The 23,377-nt window shown below is 32.3% G+C and carries 23 protein-coding genes and 2 tRNA genes; 15 read left to right on the top strand and 10 right to left on the bottom strand.

Annotated features, from left to right (window positions below; all coding sequences use genetic code 11):
* Positions 1–140: 140 nt before the first annotated feature.
* Together DZ64_RS0107080 and DZ64_RS0107075 are read right to left on the bottom strand one after the other, a co-directional pair.
* Positions 141–216, bottom strand: a tRNA-Phe gene (locus tag DZ64_RS0107080).
* Between the two features lie 3 nt (positions 217–219).
* A tRNA-Ile gene (locus DZ64_RS0107075) sits at positions 220–296 on the bottom strand.
* 77 nt (positions 297–373) lie between these two features.
* Here DZ64_RS0107075 and DZ64_RS0107070 point away from each other — a divergent pair.
* Positions 374–796: a phosphoribosyltransferase gene (locus tag DZ64_RS0107070; RefSeq protein ID WP_024789993.1), complete on the top strand. Its 423-nt coding sequence runs from the start codon at positions 374–376 to the stop codon at positions 794–796.
* Here the strand turns inward: DZ64_RS0107070 and DZ64_RS0107065 are convergent.
* Entirely contained in the window at positions 793–1,074 is a 282-nt protein-coding gene (locus tag DZ64_RS0107065; protein ID WP_024789992.1) for a DUF309 domain-containing protein, read from the bottom strand. The genes DZ64_RS0107070 and DZ64_RS0107065 overlap by 4 nt on opposite strands.
* 25 nt (positions 1,075–1,099) lie before the next feature.
* Between DZ64_RS0107065 and DZ64_RS0107060 the strand changes: the two genes are divergently transcribed.
* Positions 1,100–1,819 carry a hypothetical protein gene (locus DZ64_RS0107060; protein ID WP_024789991.1) on the top strand — a complete coding sequence of 240 codons (720 nt, stop codon included), beginning with the start codon at positions 1,100–1,102 and terminating at the stop codon, positions 1,817–1,819.
* Here the strand turns inward: DZ64_RS0107060 and DZ64_RS0107055 are convergent.
* Positions 1,800–3,200 (bottom strand): hypothetical protein, encoded by a 1,401-nt coding sequence (locus DZ64_RS0107055; RefSeq protein ID WP_024789990.1) that lies wholly within the window; start codon positions 3,198–3,200, stop codon positions 1,800–1,802. The two genes, DZ64_RS0107060 and DZ64_RS0107055, sit on opposite strands and share 20 nt — an antisense overlap.
* 552 nt (positions 3,201–3,752) lie before the next feature.
* Between DZ64_RS0107055 and DZ64_RS0107050 the strand changes: the two genes are divergently transcribed.
* Positions 3,753–4,676 carry a radical SAM protein gene (locus DZ64_RS0107050; RefSeq protein ID WP_024789989.1) on the top strand — a complete coding sequence of 308 codons (924 nt, stop codon included), beginning with the start codon at positions 3,753–3,755 and terminating at the stop codon, positions 4,674–4,676.
* 4 nt (positions 4,677–4,680) lie between these two features.
* Here the strand turns inward: DZ64_RS0107050 and murI are convergent, their stop codons facing one another.
* Together murI and rho are read right to left on the bottom strand one after the other, a co-directional pair.
* Complete coding sequence (murI, locus tag DZ64_RS0107045; protein WP_024789988.1) at positions 4,681–5,427, bottom strand: glutamate racemase; 747 nt, start codon at positions 5,425–5,427, stop codon at positions 4,681–4,683.
* Entirely contained in the window at positions 5,424–6,740 is a 1,317-nt protein-coding gene (rho, locus tag DZ64_RS0107040) for a transcription termination factor Rho (RefSeq protein ID WP_024789987.1), read from the bottom strand. The genes murI and rho overlap by 4 nt, the downstream gene beginning before the upstream one ends.
* Before the next feature lie 97 nt (positions 6,741–6,837).
* Here rho and DZ64_RS0107035 point away from each other — a divergent pair, with 97 nt between their 5' ends.
* The 12 genes from DZ64_RS0107035 to DZ64_RS0106980 all read left to right on the top strand — a co-directional run bounded on the left by DZ64_RS0107035 (position 6,838) and on the right by DZ64_RS0106980 (position 19,359).
* On the top strand, positions 6,838–7,794 hold the full coding sequence (locus DZ64_RS0107035) for an RluA family pseudouridine synthase (protein ID WP_024789986.1): 957 nt from the start codon (positions 6,838–6,840) through the stop codon (positions 7,792–7,794).
* The gene (locus tag DZ64_RS0107030; protein WP_024789985.1) at positions 7,733–8,920 is read left to right on the top strand and encodes a fibronectin type III domain-containing protein; all 1,188 of its coding nucleotides are present in this window, start codon (positions 7,733–7,735) and stop codon (positions 8,918–8,920) included. The genes DZ64_RS0107035 and DZ64_RS0107030 overlap by 62 nt, the downstream gene beginning before the upstream one ends.
* Complete coding sequence (gene trmB / locus DZ64_RS0107025) at positions 8,920–10,023, top strand: tRNA (guanosine(46)-N7)-methyltransferase TrmB (RefSeq protein WP_024789984.1); 1,104 nt, start codon at positions 8,920–8,922, stop codon at positions 10,021–10,023. The genes DZ64_RS0107030 and trmB overlap by 1 nt, the downstream gene beginning before the upstream one ends.
* Entirely contained in the window at positions 10,016–10,681 is a 666-nt protein-coding gene (locus DZ64_RS0107020; RefSeq protein ID WP_024789983.1) for a cell division ATP-binding protein FtsE, read from the top strand. The genes trmB and DZ64_RS0107020 overlap by 8 nt, the downstream gene beginning before the upstream one ends.
* A complete protein-coding gene (locus DZ64_RS0107015) occupies positions 10,668–11,453 on the top strand; it encodes an FtsX-like permease family protein (RefSeq protein WP_024789982.1) in 786 nt (261 codons plus the stop codon). The genes DZ64_RS0107020 and DZ64_RS0107015 overlap by 14 nt, the downstream gene beginning before the upstream one ends.
* Positions 11,450–12,610: a murein hydrolase activator EnvC gene (locus DZ64_RS0107010; protein ID WP_024789981.1), complete on the top strand. Its 1,161-nt coding sequence runs from the start codon at positions 11,450–11,452 to the stop codon at positions 12,608–12,610. Before DZ64_RS0107015 ends, DZ64_RS0107010 begins: the two co-directional genes overlap by 4 nt.
* 45 nt (positions 12,611–12,655) lie before the next feature.
* Positions 12,656–13,378: a UMP kinase gene (pyrH, locus tag DZ64_RS0107005; protein ID WP_024789980.1), complete on the top strand. Its 723-nt coding sequence runs from the start codon at positions 12,656–12,658 to the stop codon at positions 13,376–13,378.
* A gap of 12 nt (positions 13,379–13,390) precedes the next feature.
* On the top strand, positions 13,391–13,594 hold the full coding sequence (locus DZ64_RS0107000; protein WP_024789979.1) for a DNA-directed RNA polymerase subunit omega: 204 nt from the start codon (positions 13,391–13,393) through the stop codon (positions 13,592–13,594).
* On the top strand, positions 13,591–15,711 hold the full coding sequence (locus DZ64_RS0106995) for a bifunctional (p)ppGpp synthetase/guanosine-3',5'-bis(diphosphate) 3'-pyrophosphohydrolase (RefSeq protein ID WP_024789978.1): 2,121 nt from the start codon (positions 13,591–13,593) through the stop codon (positions 15,709–15,711). The genes DZ64_RS0107000 and DZ64_RS0106995 overlap by 4 nt, the downstream gene beginning before the upstream one ends.
* A gap of 89 nt (positions 15,712–15,800) precedes the next feature.
* On the top strand, positions 15,801–17,006 hold the full coding sequence (gene tyrS, locus DZ64_RS0106990) for a tyrosine--tRNA ligase (RefSeq protein WP_035003184.1): 1,206 nt from the start codon (positions 15,801–15,803) through the stop codon (positions 17,004–17,006).
* Positions 17,003–18,094 (top strand): nitronate monooxygenase, encoded by a 1,092-nt coding sequence (locus DZ64_RS0106985; protein WP_024789976.1) that lies wholly within the window; start codon positions 17,003–17,005, stop codon positions 18,092–18,094. Before tyrS ends, DZ64_RS0106985 begins: the two co-directional genes overlap by 4 nt.
* Entirely contained in the window at positions 18,091–19,359 is a 1,269-nt protein-coding gene (locus DZ64_RS0106980; protein WP_024789975.1) for an N-acetylmuramoyl-L-alanine amidase, read from the top strand. The genes DZ64_RS0106985 and DZ64_RS0106980 overlap by 4 nt, the downstream gene beginning before the upstream one ends.
* Here the strand turns inward: DZ64_RS0106980 and DZ64_RS0106975 are convergent.
* The 4 genes from DZ64_RS0106975 to DZ64_RS0106960 all read right to left on the bottom strand — a co-directional run bounded on the left by DZ64_RS0106975 (position 19,356) and on the right by DZ64_RS0106960 (position 23,272).
* On the bottom strand, positions 19,356–19,979 hold the full coding sequence (locus DZ64_RS0106975; RefSeq protein WP_024789974.1) for a carbonic anhydrase: 624 nt from the start codon (positions 19,977–19,979) through the stop codon (positions 19,356–19,358). The genes DZ64_RS0106980 and DZ64_RS0106975 overlap by 4 nt on opposite strands.
* A gap of 20 nt (positions 19,980–19,999) precedes the next feature.
* The gene (locus DZ64_RS0106970) at positions 20,000–21,631 is read right to left on the bottom strand and encodes a TrkA family potassium uptake protein (protein ID WP_024789973.1); all 1,632 of its coding nucleotides are present in this window, start codon (positions 21,629–21,631) and stop codon (positions 20,000–20,002) included.
* Positions 21,632–21,633: 2 nt separating this feature from the next.
* Positions 21,634–22,014, bottom strand: coding sequence for a DUF6394 family protein (locus DZ64_RS0106965; protein ID WP_024789972.1), 381 nt, complete (start codon positions 22,012–22,014; stop codon positions 21,634–21,636).
* A gap of 73 nt (positions 22,015–22,087) precedes the next feature.
* Positions 22,088–23,272, bottom strand: a complete 1,185-nt coding sequence (locus DZ64_RS0106960) for a M20/M25/M40 family metallo-hydrolase (RefSeq protein ID WP_035003182.1) — start codon at positions 23,270–23,272, stop codon at positions 22,088–22,090.
* Positions 23,273–23,377 lie beyond the last annotated feature (105 nt).

Here is a 23,377-nt window from a genome sequence, read left to right as displayed (position 1 = left end):
GCCAAACATTATATTGATACTAATTCGATTTATATTATTCATTTTCTATTATTAATTATTTATTATTTAATATATAGTGTCTGACACTATATTAAATAATAATTTTACATTTTTTTACTTTTCATTTTACATCATAATGGTGGTGCCCAGGGACGGAATCGAACCGCCGACACAGGGATTTTCAGTCCCTTGCTCTACCGACTGAGCTACCTGGGCAGGTGGTGGGCTCGGCAGGACTCGAACCTGCGACCAACCGGTTATGAGCCGGTTGCTCTAACCAACTGAGCTACGAGCCCAAACGGATTGAAATTATATCGATTTTTTTTTTTAAATGCAAGGGTAAAAATAGTATAATTTTAAAAAAAGGAAGTTTATGAAATTTTATTCTTATGAAGAGATGAAAATTGATTTGCAAAAAAATCAAATACCAAAACCGGATGCAATAGTGGCAATCATCAGGGGCGGAATGACTTTGGCTCATCATTTGGCTGAAATTTTCAATCTTAAAGAAGTTTTTACAATAAATGCAAGTTCTTACGATAAAACAACAAAACTCTCTATCCCGAAAGTCTGGAATATTCCAAATTTGGAAAATTACAAAAATATTTTAGTGGTGGACGACATAAGCGACAGCGGCGATACTTTTTTGGAAGTTATGAATAAATTAAAAACAAAATATCCCGATAAATTTTTCAAATCTGTTTCTATTTTTTATAAACCTGCATCAAAATTCAAACCTGACTTTTATTTTCATGAAACAAAAGAGTGGATAGAATTTTTCTGGGAAAAATATTAAGGCTTATATTTTCTGACAAATTCAGCAGTTTTTTTTATATTTTCATCTAAATCATAATATTTTTCATATTTTTCAAAATTTTTCCAAACCAGTTTATATCCGTCTCTTTTTCTTTTTTTAATCTCCATCGCCACGGCCGCATTTATAAGCCCTTTTAAAGCCCATTTTAAATCATTATCACTTTTTCTAATTTTATGCCACTCAGCTTCCAGTATTTCATGTGCTTCGAAATATTTTTCTTTAATTATCAGTTCTTTAAAAATTTCAAATTTTTCCATATAATTCCTTTAAAAAGGTTTTTTAATGCTCAACATCATAACCGCTCTTTACATAGAGGCAAAAGAGATTATAAAACATTTCAGTTTAAAGCCTGATTCCTCTTTGTTTCGAAACGGTTACATCAATCTTGCCGTCACAGGAAGCGGCAAAATAAATTCCGCTGTTTCCACAGCACTTGTTTTACAAAAAAATCGTTATCCAAGCATTAATTTCGGTATTGCGGGAAGCAATTGTTACGAAATAAACCGGGGTTTTTTTATTTATAAAATCAAAGATTTATGTTCTCAAAAAGAATATTATCCGGATTTCTTCTCAGAACCCTCCTCTGAAATAATATGTGTAGATAAAACAGGGGATTATTATAATCTTGTGGATATGGAAAGCAGCGGTTTTTTCGAAGCGGCTTACAAATTTTTAAATGTTGAGGAAATAATGCTTTACAAAATCGTAAGCGACACGCCGTTAAAAAAACCTGATGAAAAAGAAATACCGTCTTTAATAAAAAGCCATCTGATTACAATAGAAAAAATTCTTGATACGCTTCCCAAAAAAGAAAATTTTTTTAAAGATATTTATACAGCGCTCAGCGAAGCGGAAAAGAAAATGAAACTTACAAAATCACAAAAAGAAAAATTAAAACAAATTTTAACCTTTTATAAAATCAAAGAAAAAAATTTTCCAGATTTTCCGGTATTAAAAAACAAAAAAGAGGTTCAGGAATTTATTACCAGTTTAATTTTTTAACCTCTTTTTTAGAAACATTTTTCTCTGATGTGCCAACTTTTGAGGTTCTGTTTGACTCATTGAATTTATTTCCCACAGCATTGGAATTTACTCCTCCCCATCCGGTAGAATTAGTTAAAAAGTTAACTTTCATACAAGGATGTGTTAAGCAGTCTAAATTTGAAGAACTTGGATCTTTATACGGTTTGGCCAACGGATGATACCAAAGCCAGCTGTCAATTGATAAATGTATTTTAGCTCCATAAGGTAAAGAGTGAGTAGTTAAAAATGTTATGTTCTGCTCACCGTTTACAATATTATGTTCATTAGCAGAAATTTTAGAATCAGAGAGTTTTGTTGTATTTATATAACTTTTATCAAAATAAACTTTTCCAAAAGTTTCATTATGCTCTTTATTTTCAACCCATCCTTTATTTTCATTCCAATATTCATATTTAAAAGTTGTATTTATTTCTCTACCTATTCCTGTAGCATCATTAACTTTTATTCTTCCGTATAAAAATTTAATAGTTTTATTTATATCTTTTCCTATAAATTTATTTGTAGCTCCCGGATTATTCATCCAAGAAGTGGATGTGTTTATGTCATTTATTGTAATATTTATTTCATTCACAGGAATTTTATAATTTTTGTTTATATTAAAATATACCTTCGCATTACCCTCCCCGTTTTCAAAATTAGTTGCGCCAATCCACTCTTGTAATGAATTATTACCGTCTGTTAAATTAATTTTTTTATTAGGTGTCCATACAGCAGTGTCATAATTATCTGCTGTATAAGCTGAAATAGTCGCATCTTTTGTTATATTTAAATCGGCATCTAAAAATAAATCAAATGTTGTATTCAATTTTAAACCGTTTCTTCGTGGAGCGTGAGCTTCATCAACATCTGGGAAACATGTTTTTGTATAATTTTTAACAACATCACCGTTTTTATTTTCAGCTTTTATAATATATTTAATATAAGCTGCCATTTTCGGTATTTGGTAAGTAGTATTTGATTTATTTACTTCATTTGACATATAAACCCAATTATCCTGATTACTTGGAATTGTTAAATATTCCCCGTCAGTTACAAATTTATAAGGAATAAACATTAATAAATCTGTTTTATTTATATCATTTATATCGTAAATTGTTGTAGCAGATTTAATATATCTTTGATTATCTGGTGTATCTTTTTCATCTACTTTAGCAAATTCACTTCCCGGTTTTTCGCTTACATTAATTTCCAAAACACCTGTTTCAGAAAATTGAAGTGTTGCATTTACTTCACCATTATTAAATGATGGATTTCCTACAACACTAAATTTTCCTTTATCAGGACAATAAGCCACTCTGCTTCTATCTGTGTCATTTTTATCATTGACATCTATATTCATTTGGCGTATTTCTTCATCAGTAGGAACATAAAATTTAGAATTTATTTTTAAATCATTTAAAGAAACATTATAATCCTTAACTCCTTTAACATTATCAACTGTACCAGAATTAATAGAATTATAATTTTTATCAACCGCTTTTATTGTTATATTAAAATCTTCACCCGCTCTTTTATACTGGTTGTTTCCAAAAACTCTAAATGCATACGGACGAATAGCAAAATTGTCGCATTATATTTTCTGCAAATCTTTTCTATATCCATTTCTAAATTTAAAGACATTCAATTTCTTTTATATAAATATACCCTTATTCTTCAACTCTTAAATTTTTAGATGTGGATATGGTTATCATTGCTAATTTAAACAATTTAAGTTTACTTATTTGTTTTTCAATTTTTATTATTTTGAAAAGTCTTTTTGCTATAATTCTCTAGCTTTTAAAGTAACAGTATCATTTATTTTTAGTTAAAATAAACAATTCTTTTCATAACACACCCCTTTTAAGTTATGCTATTATTATAACATAAATTATTAATATATTTAAGGAAAAGGATGATTGTTTATCTTGAAAAAAGAGCGGAAAATTATGAAATAACGAAGCATATAATCAAAAAATACAATCCGAAAGTTATAACAATCACACATTATAAAGATATTTTCAACAGAAGCCGTCAGAATTTTAACTGGCAAAAATCCCAAAACAGGCTGATTCTGGCAGTAAAAGAGAATGTTTCCTTTTATAAAGGAAGCAAATTCTGCAATTCAAAAGGTTATGAAAATTTTTATTACTCCACCCAGATTCTCGGATGCGTTTATAACTGCGAATACTGCTATATAGGGGGGATGTATCCAAGCGGTTATCCTGTAATTTTTGTAAACGAAGAAGATTTTATAAAAGAAGCCGAAAAACTGAAAAACGCATTTATCCCCATAAGTTATGAAAGCGATTTGGCGGCGTTTGAAGGAATATATCCGTTTCATAAAAAATGGGTTGAACTTGCAGAAAAAAGAGACGATTTACTGATAGAAAGCCGCACAAAATCGGCAAATGTTTCAAAACTACCGGATAATCCGCCAAAAAATTTTATTTTGACGTTTTCACTTTCTCCTAATGAAATAACAAAATTTGAAAAAAGAGCACCGAATATTGAAAAAAGGATAAAAGCCCTGAATTTAGCCCTTAACAAAGGGTATAATGTGGAAATTGCAATAGACCCTGTTATAAAAACAGAAAACTTCAAAGAAATTTACAAAAATTTTATAAAATATTTAAACGAAAATATAAACTTAAATAAAATAAACAATATAGAAACAGGCGCTTTTAGGATGAATAAAGAATTTTTAAAACGTCTTAAAAAGATTCATTTAAGCGAGGTAACATGGTATCCGTATGAAATAAAAAACAATGAAGCAAGATACAAAGACGAAAAAGAGCTGGTTGAATATGTAAAAAACCTGATTTTATCATTTAATTAAATTTTTATCCATTAATTATATCAAGCCACTCTTTTGCCCTGATTCTCAGACCCTCCGGATCGTCGCTTGCAAGAAGGTTTATTGAAGTAGATTTTTTAGGGGTAAGATTGTATTCATTTTTTAAAAGCTCAACTATTGCCTGACCAGAGTGTATAAGTTTTGCATTAGGGAAATATTTTTGAAGAGAATGTGACAAAAATGGATAATGTGTGCATCCAAGGATTACAATATCTATTTTTTCCCTGTCGATATTTTTGAAATAGAGCTCAAACACATCATTTACTATTTTTCCATCCGTTATACCCTCTTCTACCAACGGCACAAAAAGTGGCGTTGCAATTGAAGTTATGTTTTTAAAACCTTTCTTTTTAAGCAGTTTTTCATATTTTCCGGAACTGACGGTTCTTTTTGTACCTATAAGCAGAATGTTTGAATTTTTGTTTTCATTCTCCAGAGCCTTTACACCGGCTTCTATTACACCCACCACAGGGAAAGAAGCCTCTTTTTTAAGCTCTTCCACAGCAGTAGCGCTTGCAGTATTACATGCCACAACTAAAAAATCAATATCAAAATTTTTAAGAAATTCCATGGCTTCAAGGGAATAGCGGATTATTGTAGATTCGTTTTTGTTTCCGTAAGGAACCCTTGCAGTATCACCATAATATATTATTTCATCGAAAAGTTTTGCTTTCAAAATAGAAGAGGCAACGCTTAAGCCACCTATTCCGCTGTCAAATATACCGCACTTCATTCATTAATTACGCTTAAGAATTCCCGATTGTTTTTAGTTTTTAACATTTTTGAATACATAAGCTTAAGCGCCTCAATCTCATCCATTTCGCTTATAATATTTCTTATAGCCCAGACTTTTGCAAGCTCTTCCGGAGTTAATAAAAGTTCTTCTTTTCTTGTTCCGGATTTAAGTAAATCAATTGCAGGATATATTCTTCTGTCTGCAATTCTACGGCTTAATACCGCTTCCATATTACCGGTACCTTTAAATTCTTCAAAAATAACCTCATCCATTTTACTTCCGGTATCAATTAAAGCAGTTGCAATTATTGTTAAACTTCCGCCCTCTTCTATGTTTCTTGCGGCTCCAAAAAATCTTTTTGGTTTATGAAGTGCATTTGCATCAACCCCTCCGCTTAATACTTTTCCACTTGCAGGTGTAACGGTATTATACGCTCTTGCAAGTCTTGTGATTGAATCGAGTAAAATTACAACATCTTTTCCCATCTCAACCATTCTTTTAGCTTTTTCAATCACAAGCTCAGCAACCCTTACATGATTTTGTGCTGGTTTATCAAATGTTGAGCTGAATACTTCGCCTTTTACACTTCTTTGCATATCTGTAACTTCTTCGGGTCTTTCGTCCACCAAAAGCACCATAAGAGTCACTTCGGGGTGGTTTTTTGTAATTCCGTGGGCAATTTCCTTTAAAAACACTGTTTTACCGCTTCTTGGAGGTGCCACTATAAGTCCCCTCTGACCTTTTCCAATAGGTGCAAACAAATCAAGCACTCTTCCTGTCAGTTTTGTGGGCTCATATTCGAGTTTTAGTTTTTCGTTTGGATAAAGAGGTGTTAAATTGTCAAAAAGAGGCCTTTTTTTTGCATCTTCCGGAGGCAAATAATTAATCGCCTCTATTTTTAAAAGGGCGTAATATTTTTCCTGATCTTTCGGAGGCCTTACCTGACCTGTTACAATATCCCCGGTTCTAAGCGCAAATCTTCTTATCTGAGTCTGGGAGACATACACATCGTTTACCGAATTTTCAAAATTTCCGCCTATACTTCTTAAAAAGCCGTATCCGTCGGGCATTACTTCCAAAATACCGGTAAAAAGCAGATATCCGCCTTTTGCAACCTGTGTTTTAAGTATTTCGAACATTAAATCCTGTCTTTTGAATTCCTGAGGATTTTCCACCTCCAAACCGTTTGCAATTTTTATAAGCTCGCTTGTAGGCATACTTCTAAGCTCTTCAATCGTATAACCTTCAACAGGTATATGGGTTCTTTGTTTATTACCGTTATGATTGGTAACATTGTTCTGATTGCTCATTAATATCCTTGCATGGTAGTAGTAATGTAGTTTTTCAGGATTTTAATTAAAATTAATTTTTTTGTCAAGTTTTGGTAAAATTAAAAAAAAGTGGGTAATGAAAATGGTAAGTAGTGAAAATGAAAAATTATTACATTTCACAGCAGATAAAATTGAAAGGCTTGATAAATTCTTAAGTGAAAAATTAGATGTTTCAAGAAACCAGGTTGAGGGTTTAATAAAAAAAGAACTTGTTAAAATAAATAAAAAAACAGCAAAAAAAGGCGGCATTAAATTAAAACAAAACGACAAAATAGAAGTAACTATTCCTAATTTAAAAGAAAAAAAAACAAAAAAAGCCGATTTTGACATACCGGTTCTTTATGAAGATGATGATTTGATTGTTATAAACAAGCCTCCGGGGATTGTAGTCCATACGGCACCCAGTGTAAAGGAGGCGACTCTTGTAGACTGGCTGAAACAAAACAATTATTCACTTTCAACCATAGCCGGGGAAGAGAGGTTCGGAATAGTCCACAGAATCGATAAAGAAACAAGCGGAGCTTTGGTAATAGCAAAAAACAATAAAACACACGCATTTTTAAGCGCCCAGTTAAAAGACAAATCAATGGGAAGATATTATCTTATGCTTCTAAACGCCCCTTTAAAAGAAGCAAAATGCATTGACGCCCCGATTGGAAGAAATCCAAAAAACAGAATAAAAATGGCTGTGGTAAACAACGGAAAAAACGCCAAAACGCTTTTTGTGCCTTTTTTTGAAAATTTAACCGCCGCAAAACTTTTTACGGGAAGGACACACCAGATAAGGGTTCATCTGAGCCGAATTGGACGATATATAATAGGAGACACGACATACGGCGCAAAAAATCAAAACTCAAGGGTTATGCTTCACGCATATGAATTATACCTGACTCATCCAAACGGTAAAAAACTTAGTATAATTGCACCTATATTTGATGATTTTAAACAAAACCTACCAAAAGGATTTAATTATGAAAAAATGGGCTCTGTTGCTGATATCTTTAATGATTATAACCGGATGTGCAGTAAATAAACCAGCACCAAAATCAAATCCTAATTTACCAAAAGTCACAAATTTCAAAGCTTATCCGGACAGAAACGCCATGGCTTTAAAATGGAATACGGTTAAAGGAATAAAAGGATATTTTTTACAAAAATTTAATTTCAAAACAAAAAAATGGGGAAAAATTATCACTGTAAAAGACCCTTATCAAACGCTGTATGTAGATACCAATTTAAAACCAAATACTCTTTATAGATACAGAATTGCAACATTTGACAAAAACAAAATTCCTTCTTTAGCAATAGAAACTGAACAAAAAACACTTCCGAGCGTAGCTCCTGTAATTCCTCTTGAAATCAGGCCTTTAACAAAAGGAGAAGTAAAAATCATATTCAGACCGCACCCTAATGAAAGAGTGAATTCTTATATAATACAGCGATTTAACGATACAAACGGAAAATGGGAAAATATCGCGACACTCAAACCGAGATATAATGTGGAATATATAGACAAAGGCCTAAAAGACGGTAAAATTTACAAATACAGAATTATTGCGGTTACTTTTGATGATTTAAAATCTTCTCCTTCAAAAGAGCTCATAATTTCAACATATCCCAAACCACCGGTTGTAATGAATGTAAAAGCAACAGTCGATTTACCTAAAAAAATTCAGCTTTCATGGTCACCGGTAAAAGGTGCGGCATATTATAAAATATATAAGAAAAAATTTTTAATTTTTGTGCCGATTGCAAAAACAAAAAATACTTTTTATATCGATAAAATCGATAAAGACGGAGATACGGAATATTATAAAGTAACGGCGCTAACCATTCATCAGACAGAATCACTGCTTAAAAAAACCCCGGAAGTTATGGGCCAAACCCTGGATATACCGGCAAAACCGCTTGTTTCGACAAATATTACAAACAGCGGGGTGGAATTTATTTTTAATTCACCCGACAACAGGGCGAAGAAATATCTGATAGTTAAAGAACTCGGAAATTTACTTAATAAAAAAGAAAAAAAATATCTTATAAACGGCAACAGATTTACAGACACCCAAACAGATAAAAACAAGACACTAACGTACTATATTTATGCAATAGACAAATACGGGCTTATTTCAAAACCGTCCAAAGTGGAGGTTTCTTTTTAATGCCCCATATCGTAGTTGATAATTTAAAAGAGATAAAATATCCGCAAAAAACCGGTGATACGGAATTTTTGTTTCAGGCTGAAAATTTAATAGGGGTAAAAACAAAAAATGCCCAGTTTTTGATAAAAATTTCAAAAAAAGAAAACGGCTTTTTAATAAAATACGATAAAATCACAAGACCTCTTATCAAAGAAATAAAAAAAGCGTATTTAGCATTTGTAAAATTACATAATTCAAATATAATTTTTGAAAATATAACAGGAATAAAAGAAAAACTGCCGGATATTAATCTTTTAAAAATTACGGATGATTTAAGCGGTATTGATATTGTGGAAGTGGGATTCGGAAGCGGCAGACACCTGCTTTATTTAGCAAAAGAAAATCCGGATAAAACAATTTTAGGAATAGAAATTCACAAACCCTCAATCGAGCAGGTTTTAAAAAGAGTGACGTTGGAAAATATACAAAATGTGAAAATTTTAAACCACGACGCAAGAATAATTCTTAGTAAAATCCCTTCAAACAGACTTGATGCAATATATGTCCATTTTCCTGTTCCGTGGGACAAAAAACCCCTTAGACGCTTAATAAACAAAAATTTTATAAACGAATCTGTAAGAACTCTAAAACCGCATGGATTTTTACATCTGAGAACAGACAGCGAAAATTATTTTAATTATTCTTTGAATGAATTTTTAAATTTTGAAAAAACCGAACTGAAAGTTAAAAAAAACATACCTTATTTCGTATCAAGCAAATATGAAGACAGGTGGATTAAACAGGGAAAAAATATTTATGATATTTATATGTATTCTTTGGAAAATTCCCCGAAGCTCAACGAAAATTTTGATTTCAGTTTCGAAAAAAAACTCAGAAATATCGATTTTACCCCAAAAATATACAATAATACAGTTATTCATATAGAAAAAGAATTTAAAATAGATAAAAATTCATCTCTGCTGAGGGCAACCATAGGAAATTTTGCTAGACCCGAACATTTATATATCCTGAATAAAGAAAAACCTGAGTATTTTAAACTTCCCGCCCCCATAAAAGACAATTATATCGCACATTTAAAATTAAAAAGGCTGTTTCATGGGTAAACTTGTTCTTGCAAAAAATCTTACTCTCGGATATAAAAACGAAATTGTTATAAAAAACGCCTCCTTTTCAATAAGAAGCGGAGAGTTTGTATTTTTAACGGGTGTTAGCGGAAGCGGAAAAAGTACTTTAATTAAATCAATGTACGGGGAAATTAAATCAGTAAGCGGATTTTTAAACATAGGGGGGTTTGAGCTTCATAAAATAAGAAAATCAAAACTCTCTCAGCTCAGAAGATATATAGGAGTTGTTTTTCAGGATTTCAGATTAATACCGGAATGGAATATCTTGAAAAATGTCTCCCTGCCCCTTTTGATAGCCGGTTTTTCAAAAGAAGACGCAGAAGAGAAAGCCATGCATCTGCTCTCAAAAGTAAAACTCTCCCACAAAGCCGACAGATATCCGCTTGAACTCAGCGGAGGTGAACAACAGCGTGCGGCAATTGCAAGGGCGATAATACACGAGCCTGTTATGATTCTGGCGGATGAGCCTATCTCTGGACTTGATGAATATTCGGCAAATTTAGTAATGGAACTTTTTATAATGGCAAACAAACTGGGAATTACCGTTATAATAGCATCCCATTCACTTCCCCAGACATTCAATATAGAATATAAACATATCCATTTGGAAAAAGGAAACGTTTATGAACTCTCTTAAAAGCCATATAAGCCTGATTTTAGCTTTAATTTCAATACTGCTGAGTATATTTTTTTATGTGACATTTTCCGAAATTTTAAAAAAATACCAAAAAAGCATAGTAAATAATTATTCCATTGCAATAGTGACAGACAGTCCCGTCGAGTCCTTAAAAATAAAAGAAATTGAGAAAATAGAGCCTATAAATATAAACTCCTATATTCAAAAACTTAAAAAAAATTTTACAAACATAGATTTTGACAGCATTAAATTCCCGTATTTTTATTCTCTGAAACTAAAAACGCTTCCAAGCCCTAAAAGGCTTGAGGAAATTGAAAATTATTTATCCCGCCAGCCATTTATAAAAAGAGTGCTGACATACCGTTCCGCCCAGACAAAAATATACAATCTTCTTTTTTTGTTAAAAATTGTTTCAAACGTTTTTTTGATAATAGTCGGTATTTTGGGATTTTTACTTATTATCAAGCAGCTTGAAGTATGGAAATTCGAGCACAGTGAGAGAATGTATATAATGGAGCTTTTCGGTGCGCCATTTTGGTTTAAAGGTGCGGCGCTTTTTAAAATAGCCTTTGTAGATTCGTTTATTTCATTTTTAATAAGCGCTGGAATAATTTATTATTTCACAAATTCGGCACTTTTTAATGAAATAATAAAAGATTTGTCCATAAATTACAATATTGGTTTTACAGATATTTTATTAAAGCTGTTTGCAGTGTCTTTATTAATTTCAGTTTTATCATCCATTATAGTGATTATCGGAAGGAAAAAATGAGATTTTTATTAATTTTTCTTTTTATATTTTTACAGGCAACAAATCTGAGCCAGACCAAAAAAGCCCTTAACCATACAAAATACACAATAAAAAAAATGAATCTCAAACTGGATTCACTCGCAAAGGCTATTATAAACACTCAGAAAAAACTAAACAGTATAAATAAAAAAATATCTTCTTTAAACATACAGATAGGAACTTTGCAAAATTCCCTTAAAAATTCCTCCAAAACTTTAAATGAACTTAATGACCTGAAAAAAGGGCTGTTGGAAAAACAGAAAAATATAAATAACGAAATAACCTCTTTTATAAGCCAGAATTATTATATAGATTCAAAAAAAATAAATACGCTAAACGATTTGATTTACACTTCGCTTACGTTAAAAATTCTGAAAAAATATTCAAAAAAAATTAATAACTTAATAAAAGAAAACAGAGACATCCAAAAAAACATCAATATGATTAATCAACAAATCAGTGACATTTCGGCAAAGAAAAAAGAGCTTGAACAAAAAAAGCAAAAACTGCTTGTTTTGAAAAAAACACAGTTAAAAATTCTTTTCTCTTTGAAAAAACAAAAAAAATTGTATTGGACAAAACTCCAGAATATGTTTAAAAAACAAAAATTTTTACAAAAAAAACTGGCCGAACTCAAAATTATAAAAAAACCGAGAATTATACCTGAAAAAATACCGCTAAACACCGGTATTGAAATTTCAAAACCTTTAAACGTTAAAAAAGTGGGAAGTGCCTATTTCAGGCCAAAACTTACAAGATACAGAGGTCCAAAAACAATACCCCCTGTAAAAGGCAGAATAATTAAAAAATTCGGTTCATACACAGACCCTATTTACAAAATAAAAATTTACAACGATTCAATAACCATAAAAACACAGCCAAATTCCCTTGTAAGGACTATTTTCCCGGGTAAAGTGATATATGTCGGGAAAGACGGCGACAAAAAAATAATTTTTATTAAGCACAAAGGAAATTTATTCAGTATTTACGCAAATTTAACAAAAATATCCCCGCTTATAAAAAAAGGGAGTTATGTGAAAAAAGGCGAAGTCATAGCAAGGGTCAAAAATTCACTTGAATTTGAAGTCACATACAAAGACAGGGCTATTAATCCTCTGCAGGTTATAAATTTAAGATAAAAAAATGTAAAATTATGATAAAATACACTTTTAAAAAGGCCCCCGATGAAAAGAATAACAAAAAGAATATTGATTAAATTTTCCGGTGAAGCATTGGCTGGAGTTGACGGCTTTGGTATAAACACAAAAATACTGAAATATCTTGCAGATGAAATAAAAAGCGTAATAAACGAAGGTTTTGAGGTTGCCATTGTTATAGGCGGAGGTAATTTTATACGAGGGGTAAGTGCGGCAAAAGACGGTATAATAAGAAGAACATCCGGCGATTATATGGGTATGCTTGCCACTGTAATTAATGCTGTTGCAATGCAGGAAGCCCTTGAAAACAACGGACTTGAAGTCAGGGTTCAAAGTGCCATTAAAATGGAGGAAATTGCAGAAAATTTCATAGTAAGACGCGCTATCAGACACCTTGAAAAAGGAAGAGTGGTAATTTTTGCCGCAGGTACGGGAAACCCCTTTTTCACCACAGACACGGCCGGAGTTTTAAGGGCAAGTGAAATAGGGGCAAGTGCAATTATAAAAGCCACAAAAGTTGACGGCATTTACGATAAAGACCCCAATAAATTTTCCGATGCTATACTTTTAAAAGAGATAAATTACGAAGATGCCCTAAAAGAAAACATCAGGGTAATGGACGATACGGCAATCGCCCTTGCAAGGGAAAACTCCCTTCCTATTATCGTATGCGATATGTTTAAAAAAGGAAATCTCTTAAAGATTTTAAAACATGATAATGACGCAAAATATTCTATAGTAAAACAGTAAAAGGAGAAAAAAATGAGAATAGAAAAAATAAACGCCGAGGCGCTTGAGAAAGTAAATTATGACAGATTTTTATTATCGCAGGCAATTGCAAAAAGGGTTAAAGAACTGATAAACGGTGCAAAACCGCTTGTAGATTTGCCTAAAAAAAATATGCAACACACAGAAATAGCCATACTTGAAATAGCCAAAGGTGCTTTAAAGGTTAAAGAAATTTGAAAGAAGATTTTTTAAACCTTGTTGAAAATGCAAAAAATATAAAAGATGTAAACAGAGCAAAAAAACTTTTATTATCAAAAAAAGACACACCGCTAATAAGAAAAGCCTTGGATTTTGCCATAAAAGCACATTCAGGGCAGAAAAGAAAAAGCGGTGAGGATTATGTTGTACACCCTATACTGGTGGCTACTTTGGTTGCTTACTTTATAAATGAAGAAGTGCCTATTATCGCTGCGATTTTACATGACGTTGTAGAAGATACAGATTATACTATATATTATATAAAAGATGAATTCGGTAACGAAATAGCAGAACTTGTGGAAGGATTAACCAAAATAGTTGAAATCAGGGGAAACTCCCTTGCCCCTTCCACTTCAAACGAAAAACTTGCAAAATCGGCCCTGACATTTAGAAAAATGATTTTAACTTCTGTTAACGATATCAGGGTTCTGATTATCAAACTCTGCGACAGGCTTCATAATATGCTCACCCTCTCGGCCCTGCCACACCATAAACAAAAAAGAATAGCAGAAGAAACACTCGTGGTTTATGCTCCGATTGCCCACAGACTTGGAATTGCCACTATTAAAAACCTCATAGAGGATTTGTCTTTTAAATATTTACTACCCGAAGAATATAATAAAATAGACGAATATATAAAGAAACACAAAGAAGAGTTTCACGAAAAACTTAACTCTTTTACATTTAAAATTAGAGAATTAATGTATAAAAAAGGGTTTTTAAAAACGGATTTCGAAATTAAAAGCAGAATAAAGCATTATTATTCAATATTTTTAAAAATGCAGAGAAAAGGCATTTCCATTGAAGAAGTTCTTGATTTACTTGCTGTGAGGGTTATTGTAAAAGAGCCTATTGAATGCTATGAGACACTCGGAATTATCCATCTTAATTTCAGACCTTTAATTTCAAGATTCAAAGATTATATTGCAATTCCAAAAGAAAACGGATACCAAACCCTTCATACCACCGTATATGACGGCACATCAATAATAGAAGTTCAAATTAGAACCCAAAAAATGGACAAAAAAGCGGAATTTGGGATTGCGGCACACTGGAAATATAAACTGAACACCGATTTGCCGAATGTAAAATGGCTTGAAAATTTGAAATTCAACGAAAACATAGAAGATTTTTACGAACTCGCAAAAAACGATTTATTCAGTGAAGACATTGTTGTTTATTCACCAAAATTTGACACATTTACCCTTCCAAGGGGGGCCACGGCACTTGATTTTGCGTATGCCGTACACACGGATATAGGCAACAGGGCTCTTGAAGCCTATATAAATAAAAAAAGGGTTTCTCTGTTAACAGAGCTTAAAACCGGCGACATTGTAAATATTAAAACAGCCGATAACCCAATTCCAAGATGCAGCTGGATAAATTCGCTTAAAACAAGCAAGGCAAAATACGAACAAAAAAGACTTTGCAATGCCAAAGAAAAAGAGATAGACAGAAAGCTTGCCATTGCCATGCTAAAAGGCATATTTGATTTAGATACTATTAAAATAAGGGCTTTGATAAAAGCAAACGGCTTATGTGAAAATATAGGAAAAATTGTAGATGACGAAAGTTTTTTAAAAGACGTAAGTAAAAAAATATATAAAACAATAAGAAAAAGAAATATGCTTTATTTTAAAAATATTACATTAAAAGAATATATTTTCGGCAATATACGTATTCTTTCAAACAAACATATAAACGAAATTTCTTTTAATTACTGCTGCCATCCGAAATACGGTGATAAAATTTTAGGCCTGCTTAACAGAAAAGAAGTTGAAATTCATCACAGATTTTGTAATAATGCCGAAAAAAAACTGGATAAAGCTGTTTTTGCGGAATGGATACAAAAAGAGCAAAACAGATATATTTTGGTTGTAAATTTACAAAATAAAAAAGGGGAACTTGCAAAATTTATAAATTTTTTAACAGGTTTCGGGATATTTATTCATTCCATCCATCTTGGAAATGAATCAAATAACTGTAAAGTTGAAATAGTGTTTGACGAAAAAAAATTTGATACAATAAAAGAAAAATTAAGCAAAAATTACAATATAATAGAATTTGTTTCAAAAAAGGATGCGTATAATAAATAGTGAAAAAAGTGAAAGCCTGCCCGGCCGGTTGCAAAGCGGCGGGGTGGTGAGCATGACAAATGTAAAGTGAAAAAAGGAGAGATTAAATAATGAATATTGATAAAAAAGTGGAAAAAGCACTTGCCGAAATACAAAGAGGAAGTGACGAAATAATAGGACTTGAAAGAATAAAAGAACTTCTTAAAAACTATTTTGAAAAAGGTGAAAATTACACCATAAAAGCCGGATTTGACCCGACTGCCCCGGATTTACATCTGGGACATACGGTACTCCTTCAAAAACTGAGAGTTTTTCAAAATTACGGCGCTATCGTTCAGTTTTTAATAGGTGATTTTACAGCCCAGATAGGAGACCCGAGCGGAAAAAACAAAACAAGAAAAATGCTAACTCCCGAAGAAGTTAAAAAAAATGCCGAAACCTACAAAGAACAGGTATTTAAAATTTTGGATAAAAACAAAACCAAAGTCGTATTTAACTCAGTTTGGCTCAACGGACTCGGTGCAAAAGGATTAGTTGAACTTACCACAATATACACGGTTGCAAGAATGCTTGAGCGTGATGATTTTGAAAAAAGATTTAAAAACAATACCCCTATCGCCATAAGCGAATTTATTTATCCTCTTCTTCAAGGATATGATAGCGTTGCACTTAAAAGTGATATTGAAATAGGCGGTACCGACCAGAAATTCAACCTTCTCATGGGAAGACAGCTTCAAAAAGTATACAATGTAGGCAAAGAGCAAAGCGTAATAATGATGCCTCTTTTGGTAGGGCTTGACGGAATTAATAAAATGAGTAAATCGCTTGGAAATTATATAGGAATAACCGAAGATGCAAATACAATTTTTGCAAAAGTTCTTTCAATAAGCGATGAGTTAATGTGGGATTGGTATGAGCTGTTAAGCGCTAAATCAATTGAAGAAATTAAAAACTTAAAAAACGAAGTGAAAAATGGAAGAAACCCAAAAGAAATTAAAGAAATGCTTGCAATTGAAATAGTTGACAGATTTCACGGAAACGGAGCCGGAATTAAAGCAAAAGAGCATTTTGACAAAGTTCACAAAAAAGGTGAATTTCCCGAAGATATACAAATATTTGAATTAGGGCCTACGGATGTGGTCAGTGCACTTACCCAAACAAAACTGGCCTCTTCAAAAAGTGAGGCGAGAAGACATATAAAAGGCGGTGGAGTCAGGGTAAATTCCGAAAAAATAAATGACAATATAAACTTACAAAATGGGGAATTTGTACTTCAGATAGGAAAAAGAAAATTTGCAAAAGTGAGAATCAAATGAAATTAAAGCCTCTTAAAATAGGTAAATGGGAAATAAAACACCCTATTATCCAAGGCGGTATGGGACTTGGTATCAGCTGGGACAAACTTGCCGGAAATGTAAGCAAAGAAGGTGCTCTTGGGGTTATAAGCACTGTCGGTACAGGATATTATGAAAACAAAAAATATGCAAAAGAACTGGTTGAAGGAAGACCTTTAAATGAAAAAAATTTTTATTCCAAAGAAGGTCTGATTAAAATTTTTGAAAATGCAAGAAAAATATGTGGGAGTAATCCGCTTGGGGCAAATGTGTTATATGCCATTAACGATTACGGAAGAGTTGTAACCGATTCATGCATTGCCGGGGCCAATATAATAATAACAGGAGCTGGACTTCCTACCGATATGCCGGAATTCACAAAAGATTTTCCGGATGTTGCGCTTGTGCCTATAGTTTCCACTGGAAGGGCATTCAGACTGATAGCCAAAAGATGGGAAAAAAGATATAAAAGAATCCCCGATGCGGTAATAGTGGAAGGGCCTCTGAGCGGAGGACACCAGGGATTCAAATATGAAGACTGTTTTAAAGAAGAATACCAGCTTGAAAATCTAGTTCCGGATGTTAGGGAAGAAGTCGACAAATGGGATAAAAATATTCCTATTATTGCAGCCGGCGGCATATGGGATAAAAAAGATATTGAAAAATTTTTAAATTTAGGTGCAAACGGCGTTCAGATGGGGACTAGATTTGCACTCACGTATGAATGTGACGCAAGTGAAAACTGGAAAAAAATACTTTTGAATGCAAAAAAAGAAGATATTGTTTTAATGAAATCACCTGTCGGATACCCGGCAAGGGGAATCAGAACAAAACTTATTGAACTGGTTGAAAAACAAAAAGGGCCAAAAATTAAATGTATATCAAACTGTGTTTTTCCGTGCCACAGAGGTGAAGAAGCAAAAAAAGTGGGCTACTGCATTGCAGACAGACTTGCGGACGGATACCTCGGTGATGAAAATTTAGGACTTTTTTTCAGCGGTGCTTACGCATATAAAACCGATAAATTAATTCATGTAAAAGATTTGATAAAAGAGCTCACAGAAGAATGAAATTTATTTTGATATTTCTTTTTTCTTTTCTTTTTGCCTGTAACACCTCTTCGGTTAACAACGCATACAAAGATTATTACAAATATCAGCAACTTTATATTTCCTCTATACTTGACAATAATAAAAAACAGGAAATCAAAGCCCTTAAAAACTTGATTGAATGCGGAAAATATCTGAATTTTGACGTAAAAGAATATGAAAACAAATATAAAAGACTCTATCAAAAGCCAAAAGTTATTAAAAAATCAAAAAAAGAAGATATTACACCAAATAACAGACCAAAAAAAAATTATATAAAAATTATATCTTCAAATCCTTTTATAATTACTTTACCGGCCAATAAGGTAAAACATTTTATTTTAAAAAAATATATTAATGTTTTCGATATCCCAAATGCTGTTATTTCAAAACCTTTTTCAAAAAAAATAAAAAATATCAAAATAAAAACAGCGCAGTTCAATAAAATTACGGTAAGAGTGGTCATTTATTCAAAAAAAATCAAATATAAAATAGAAAATAAAAAATTAATTATCTATTTAACAGACAATAAAAAGCAAAAAATGAAAACACTTGTTATGCCAAAAGTATTCAAACAAAAAATTATAGTAATTGACCCGGGACACGGGGGAAAAGACAGCGGGGGAATAGGAATCGGCCACAGAATGGAAAAAATTGCGGTTTTGAGAATAGCAAAGTATTTGTATAATGATTTAAAAAAAATGGGTTACATTGTATATCTGACCAGAAACGGAGATTATTTTATCCCTTTAAGAGACAGAACACATTTTGCAAACACCCATCACGCGGATTTATTTATTTCCATTCACTGTAATATTACGCCTGATCATTCTTTAAGCACAAAAGGGGTGACAACGTATTTTCTCTCCCCTACCCGTGACAAACGTTCTATTTCGGTGGCAAAAATAGAAAACAAAGGGGTAAAAGGTCTTAATTATCTTGACCAAAATGTAATTTTGGGGTTTTTAAATCATGACAGAATAATAGCGTCTCAAAAGTTTGCCATAGACGTTCAGGCGGGGGTTTTATATTCATTAAGAAAAAAATACAAAGACGTTATAGATAGAGGCGTAAGGCCTGCACCTTTTTGGGTGTTGGTCGGAACCCAAATGCCTGCTATTCTCATAGAAACAGGTTTTTTAACAAACCCCTTGGAAGCCAAAAGACTTTTTAATTCTTCTTATGAACAGTATCTTGCAAAAGGAATCGCAATAGGAATATATAACTATTTTAGAAAAAATCCTTAATTTATAAGCTCAAATTCCCTTGTTTCAAAATTATAATTATAAACTTCACCTGTTTCAATTATATAATACCAACCGAAAATATTTAATTTACCTTCTTTAAATCTCTCTTCAACAAACGGATATGTAGTTAAATTATCTATCTGTTTTAATATATTTAAATGCTCAATCTCCCATTCCCTAAATGCAACATCCTCAATATGGCCCACACTTTTTTTTACATCATCGAGCAGACTCAGCCATTTTTTAACAATAGGAAGTTTGTTTAATTTTTCCTCATCATAAAAAAGGGCTTTTAAACCTCCGCAGTTACTGTGCCCGCAAACCACAATATTTCTGACTTCCAGATACTCTACCGCATATTCAAGTGCACTTGCCGTACATTTGTAAGCAGTCTCACCGCTTGCCTTATAGGGAGGAATAACATTTGCAATATTTCTTACTACAAAAAGCTCACCAGGAAGCGTTTTAGTAATTACATTCGGCACTACCCTGCTGTCGCTGCAGCCTACGAAAAAAGTATGGGGATTCTGGCCTTTTTTTAATTCATTAAAAAGTTTTTTATGGGATTCAAAATCCTCTTTTTTAAACTCTTTTACCCCCTCAAAAAGTTTAGTTGCCATGTTTTCTCCTTTTTTTAATTTTATTCTCCGAGAACATATTCAAGCTCATAAATATTATTTATGATATATTCAAAATCTTCCAGATTTTCATTGTCGGAAGCAATCAGCAGTTTGTCGTTTTCCTGAATTTCTGTATCGGGGCCCGGCATAAGAATAATATTCTCACCCCTTTTCAAAAGCAGATAAACAATATGTAAAAGTTCATTTCTGTTTTCCCTTGATTTTCTAATATCGCCTAATGTAATTTTTCTTTTTTGAAGTTTTAACATAAGGGCGTATGCGTTTTCTTTATTTATTGTGATTTCGTAATAAAGAGGGTCGTCCCCCGCTATGTTTCTTAACATATTAATTATTACTTCGGCCCATTGATTCTCTTTTTTTCTTATTTCATTAATAAAAGAATCCACCAAAGGCCTGGAAATATTTGTAATTGTATATTCTGCCGTAATTTTTTCCAATACATAGATTCTGTCAATTTTAGCAGCCTGAAAAATGGTGATATCATCTAGGGAATTTTCCCTTGCAATAGTATATATGGACGGATTTAATTTTTTTGCTTTGTTAATAATAGTTAAATTCAATAAATCGTTATTGGTAGCGGCGATTATAGCCTGTGTATTTTTAATATCTAATTTTTCAAGTAATTTTCTGTCTTCTTCATCTCCGAAAATTACCGTTCCTTTTTCTTTTTCATAATCTTCTGTTTCTATTTTTAAAATATCAAACTGCATATTCGCTCTTTTTAATCCGTTTTCCAAAGCCTGTCCCATCCTTCCGTATCCGCAAATCAGATATTTGCCTTTGGGTAAAAAATCATTTTTTTCCAACATTAATTTATGCCCGAAAGCCCAAAGTTCCAAAAGCCATATATACGGTTTGGTGAGATTCAGAAAAATCCTTTCTGAAATTATTTTAAAAGGATTTTTAATATATTTAATCCCAAGTGATTTATAATAATTCTCCTGACTTTTTGAAGTGGCTTTTACAATTAAATCAACATTTGGATTTAATAGTTTACATATTGTGGCTATTTGCATATTTTTTGCATCATTTTCAAAAAGAGATATAACGCCCCTGCAGTATTTTGACTCTATTCCTGCATATTTTAAAATAATTTCATTTGTAGCGTCTCCGGCAATAGCAGGCACAATCGGATTGAAATTTTCCAAATTCAGTTCATCTGTTTTAACTTCACTTTTGTCTATAACAACAAATCTAAAATCTGAATTGTTTATAATCTCTTTTGTAATTCTGTTATATCCCAAAACAATAAAAAACTCTTCCCTTAAAGATTTTACCTGTTTAATAAATTTTCCTATATTAATAGCCTTTTTAAGTGATTCGTCCTGAATCAGCGCCACAATGGTTCCTATTGCATAAAACCATCCAATAACCGTTAAATATATTGAAAAAGTCACCCACAGTTTCTGAGGATATGTAAAAGCATACGGACCTTCCCCGAATCCTATGGTAGTAGCCATATAACTTACAAAATAAAACGCATCGAAAAAATTAAGATGATAAATATGCCCCTGATTATCCACCGCAGGAATTAACATAAGCCCTGTTATAGAAATGGAAAAGGTAAGCAGTAAAACCAGAAAAGGAGCCCTTAATTTTTTTAAAATAATCCAGATTGCCTGATTGTTCATTTTTATCTTTTTGACTTAATGGTATCCGCCATAAACAAAATAACAGAAACAATATTAGCTAAGAGTGCCCCTCCGGAAAGAGAAACAATGGTTACAGCTGTCGTGACATTGAAATTTTTAAAACCGTAAAGTGCTACAGCCCATACAATGGAAGAGAGTATAAGCTGTAAATCGGCAACAAGACTTGTGGCCAGTAAAACCGCACCGAGCTGTGTTTTATCACCCAGTTTCATTGTCGTGGCGACTAAATTTACAATAATTGCAAAAAAGAGCTCCCAGGCGCTGTGCTGCTCGATTACAGTGGGGTCACCGTAAAAAAACCCGAAATTAACGGTCATGGCAAGAATAAAGAAAAATCCGGAAATAATTTTATACATATTCATTTAAAGCCTTTTTTATTTTCTATTATTATCATACTCTTTCAGATAAAAAAGGTCGTTTTTTATTAATTTTTATTTAATTATTTGTAACTTTTTGTAACAGTTTTTCTACTATATCCACAGTTTTTTGAATTGATTTTATATTTACCCTTTCTCTTACTGAATGCGGATTTTCTATGACAGGACCGATTGATGCCATGGAAACATCTGGAAATTTATTTTTAAGCACCGCACATTCAAGCCCGGCGTGAATAACCTTAAAATCAAAATTTGTAAGTTCTTTTAACATTTCGGCAAGCTTGCTGATTTCGGGTTTCCACGCCGGATATTCTCCTTCAAATTTAACATCAGCCCCTGCTGCTTTGGATTTTAAATATTCTTTTACCTCATCTAAAGCTTCATTTGAATTTGCCCTAAGTGACATTATTATTTTTTCATTTTCCACTATTGCTAAATTAATTGATTTATTTACAACATTAAATTCAAAGTCATATTCTAAAACCCCGTGAGGTAGATTTCTTAAAAATTTTACATATTCCCCGTCAAAAACTTCTACTTCCATGCCGTAACTGTTTTCAAAAAACTCTTTTACACTCGCACTTTTGGCAATGGAGTTTCTTCTTTCACCCCCTCTAAATTCAGCCACTTCATTCACACAACTAATTAACTCTTTTATAGCATTTGGAATATTTTTGTGAATATCAACACCGCTGTGGCCACCAGGCAGATTATCTATTTTAATATTTGCAATAAAACCTTTTTTTTTAACTTTTTCTAAAGGATAATTTATAACAGCATCAACCCCTCCGGCACATCCTATATAAATATTTTCATCTTCGCTGTCAAGATTAAGAAGATATGGGGAATTTATTTTAAGTTCTAAATTAAAAGCCCCTATAAGTCCTATTTCTTCATCATTTGTAAAAAGATATTCAATATTTTTGTATTTTTTCATTAAATAAAGCATAATTGCCACACCTATTCCGTTATCAGCCCCGAGTGATGAATTTTTAGCCCACATCCACTCTCCGTCACTTTCAATTTCAATATTCGGAGCTTTTCCAACACATACCATATCTATATGGGACTGCAGACAAATTAAAGGCTTTTCGCTGAAAGCCAAAATATTTCCCGCTTTATCCACTTTTACATTAAAACCTTCATTTTTTGCAAAATCAACTATAAAATCCCTTATTTTTTCCGTATTTCCGCTGCAATGGGGAATTTTTGTTATTTTTTCAAATATTTTAAGCACTTCCATTTTTATCCTTTGGTATAATTTAAAAAAAGGTTTTTTTATGAAATATCTATTGATTATATTACCATTTTTTTTCCTTGGATGTGTAAATAAAGAGGGTGTTTCTTT

Origin of the sequence: Lebetimonas sp. JH292 (assembly GCF_000523275.1) — a bacterium.
Lineage (GTDB): Bacteria > Campylobacterota > Campylobacteria > Campylobacterales > Nautiliaceae > Lebetimonas.
Note: the sequence above shows the minus strand (reverse complement) of the source record. Positions and strands in the feature narration are given on the sequence as shown.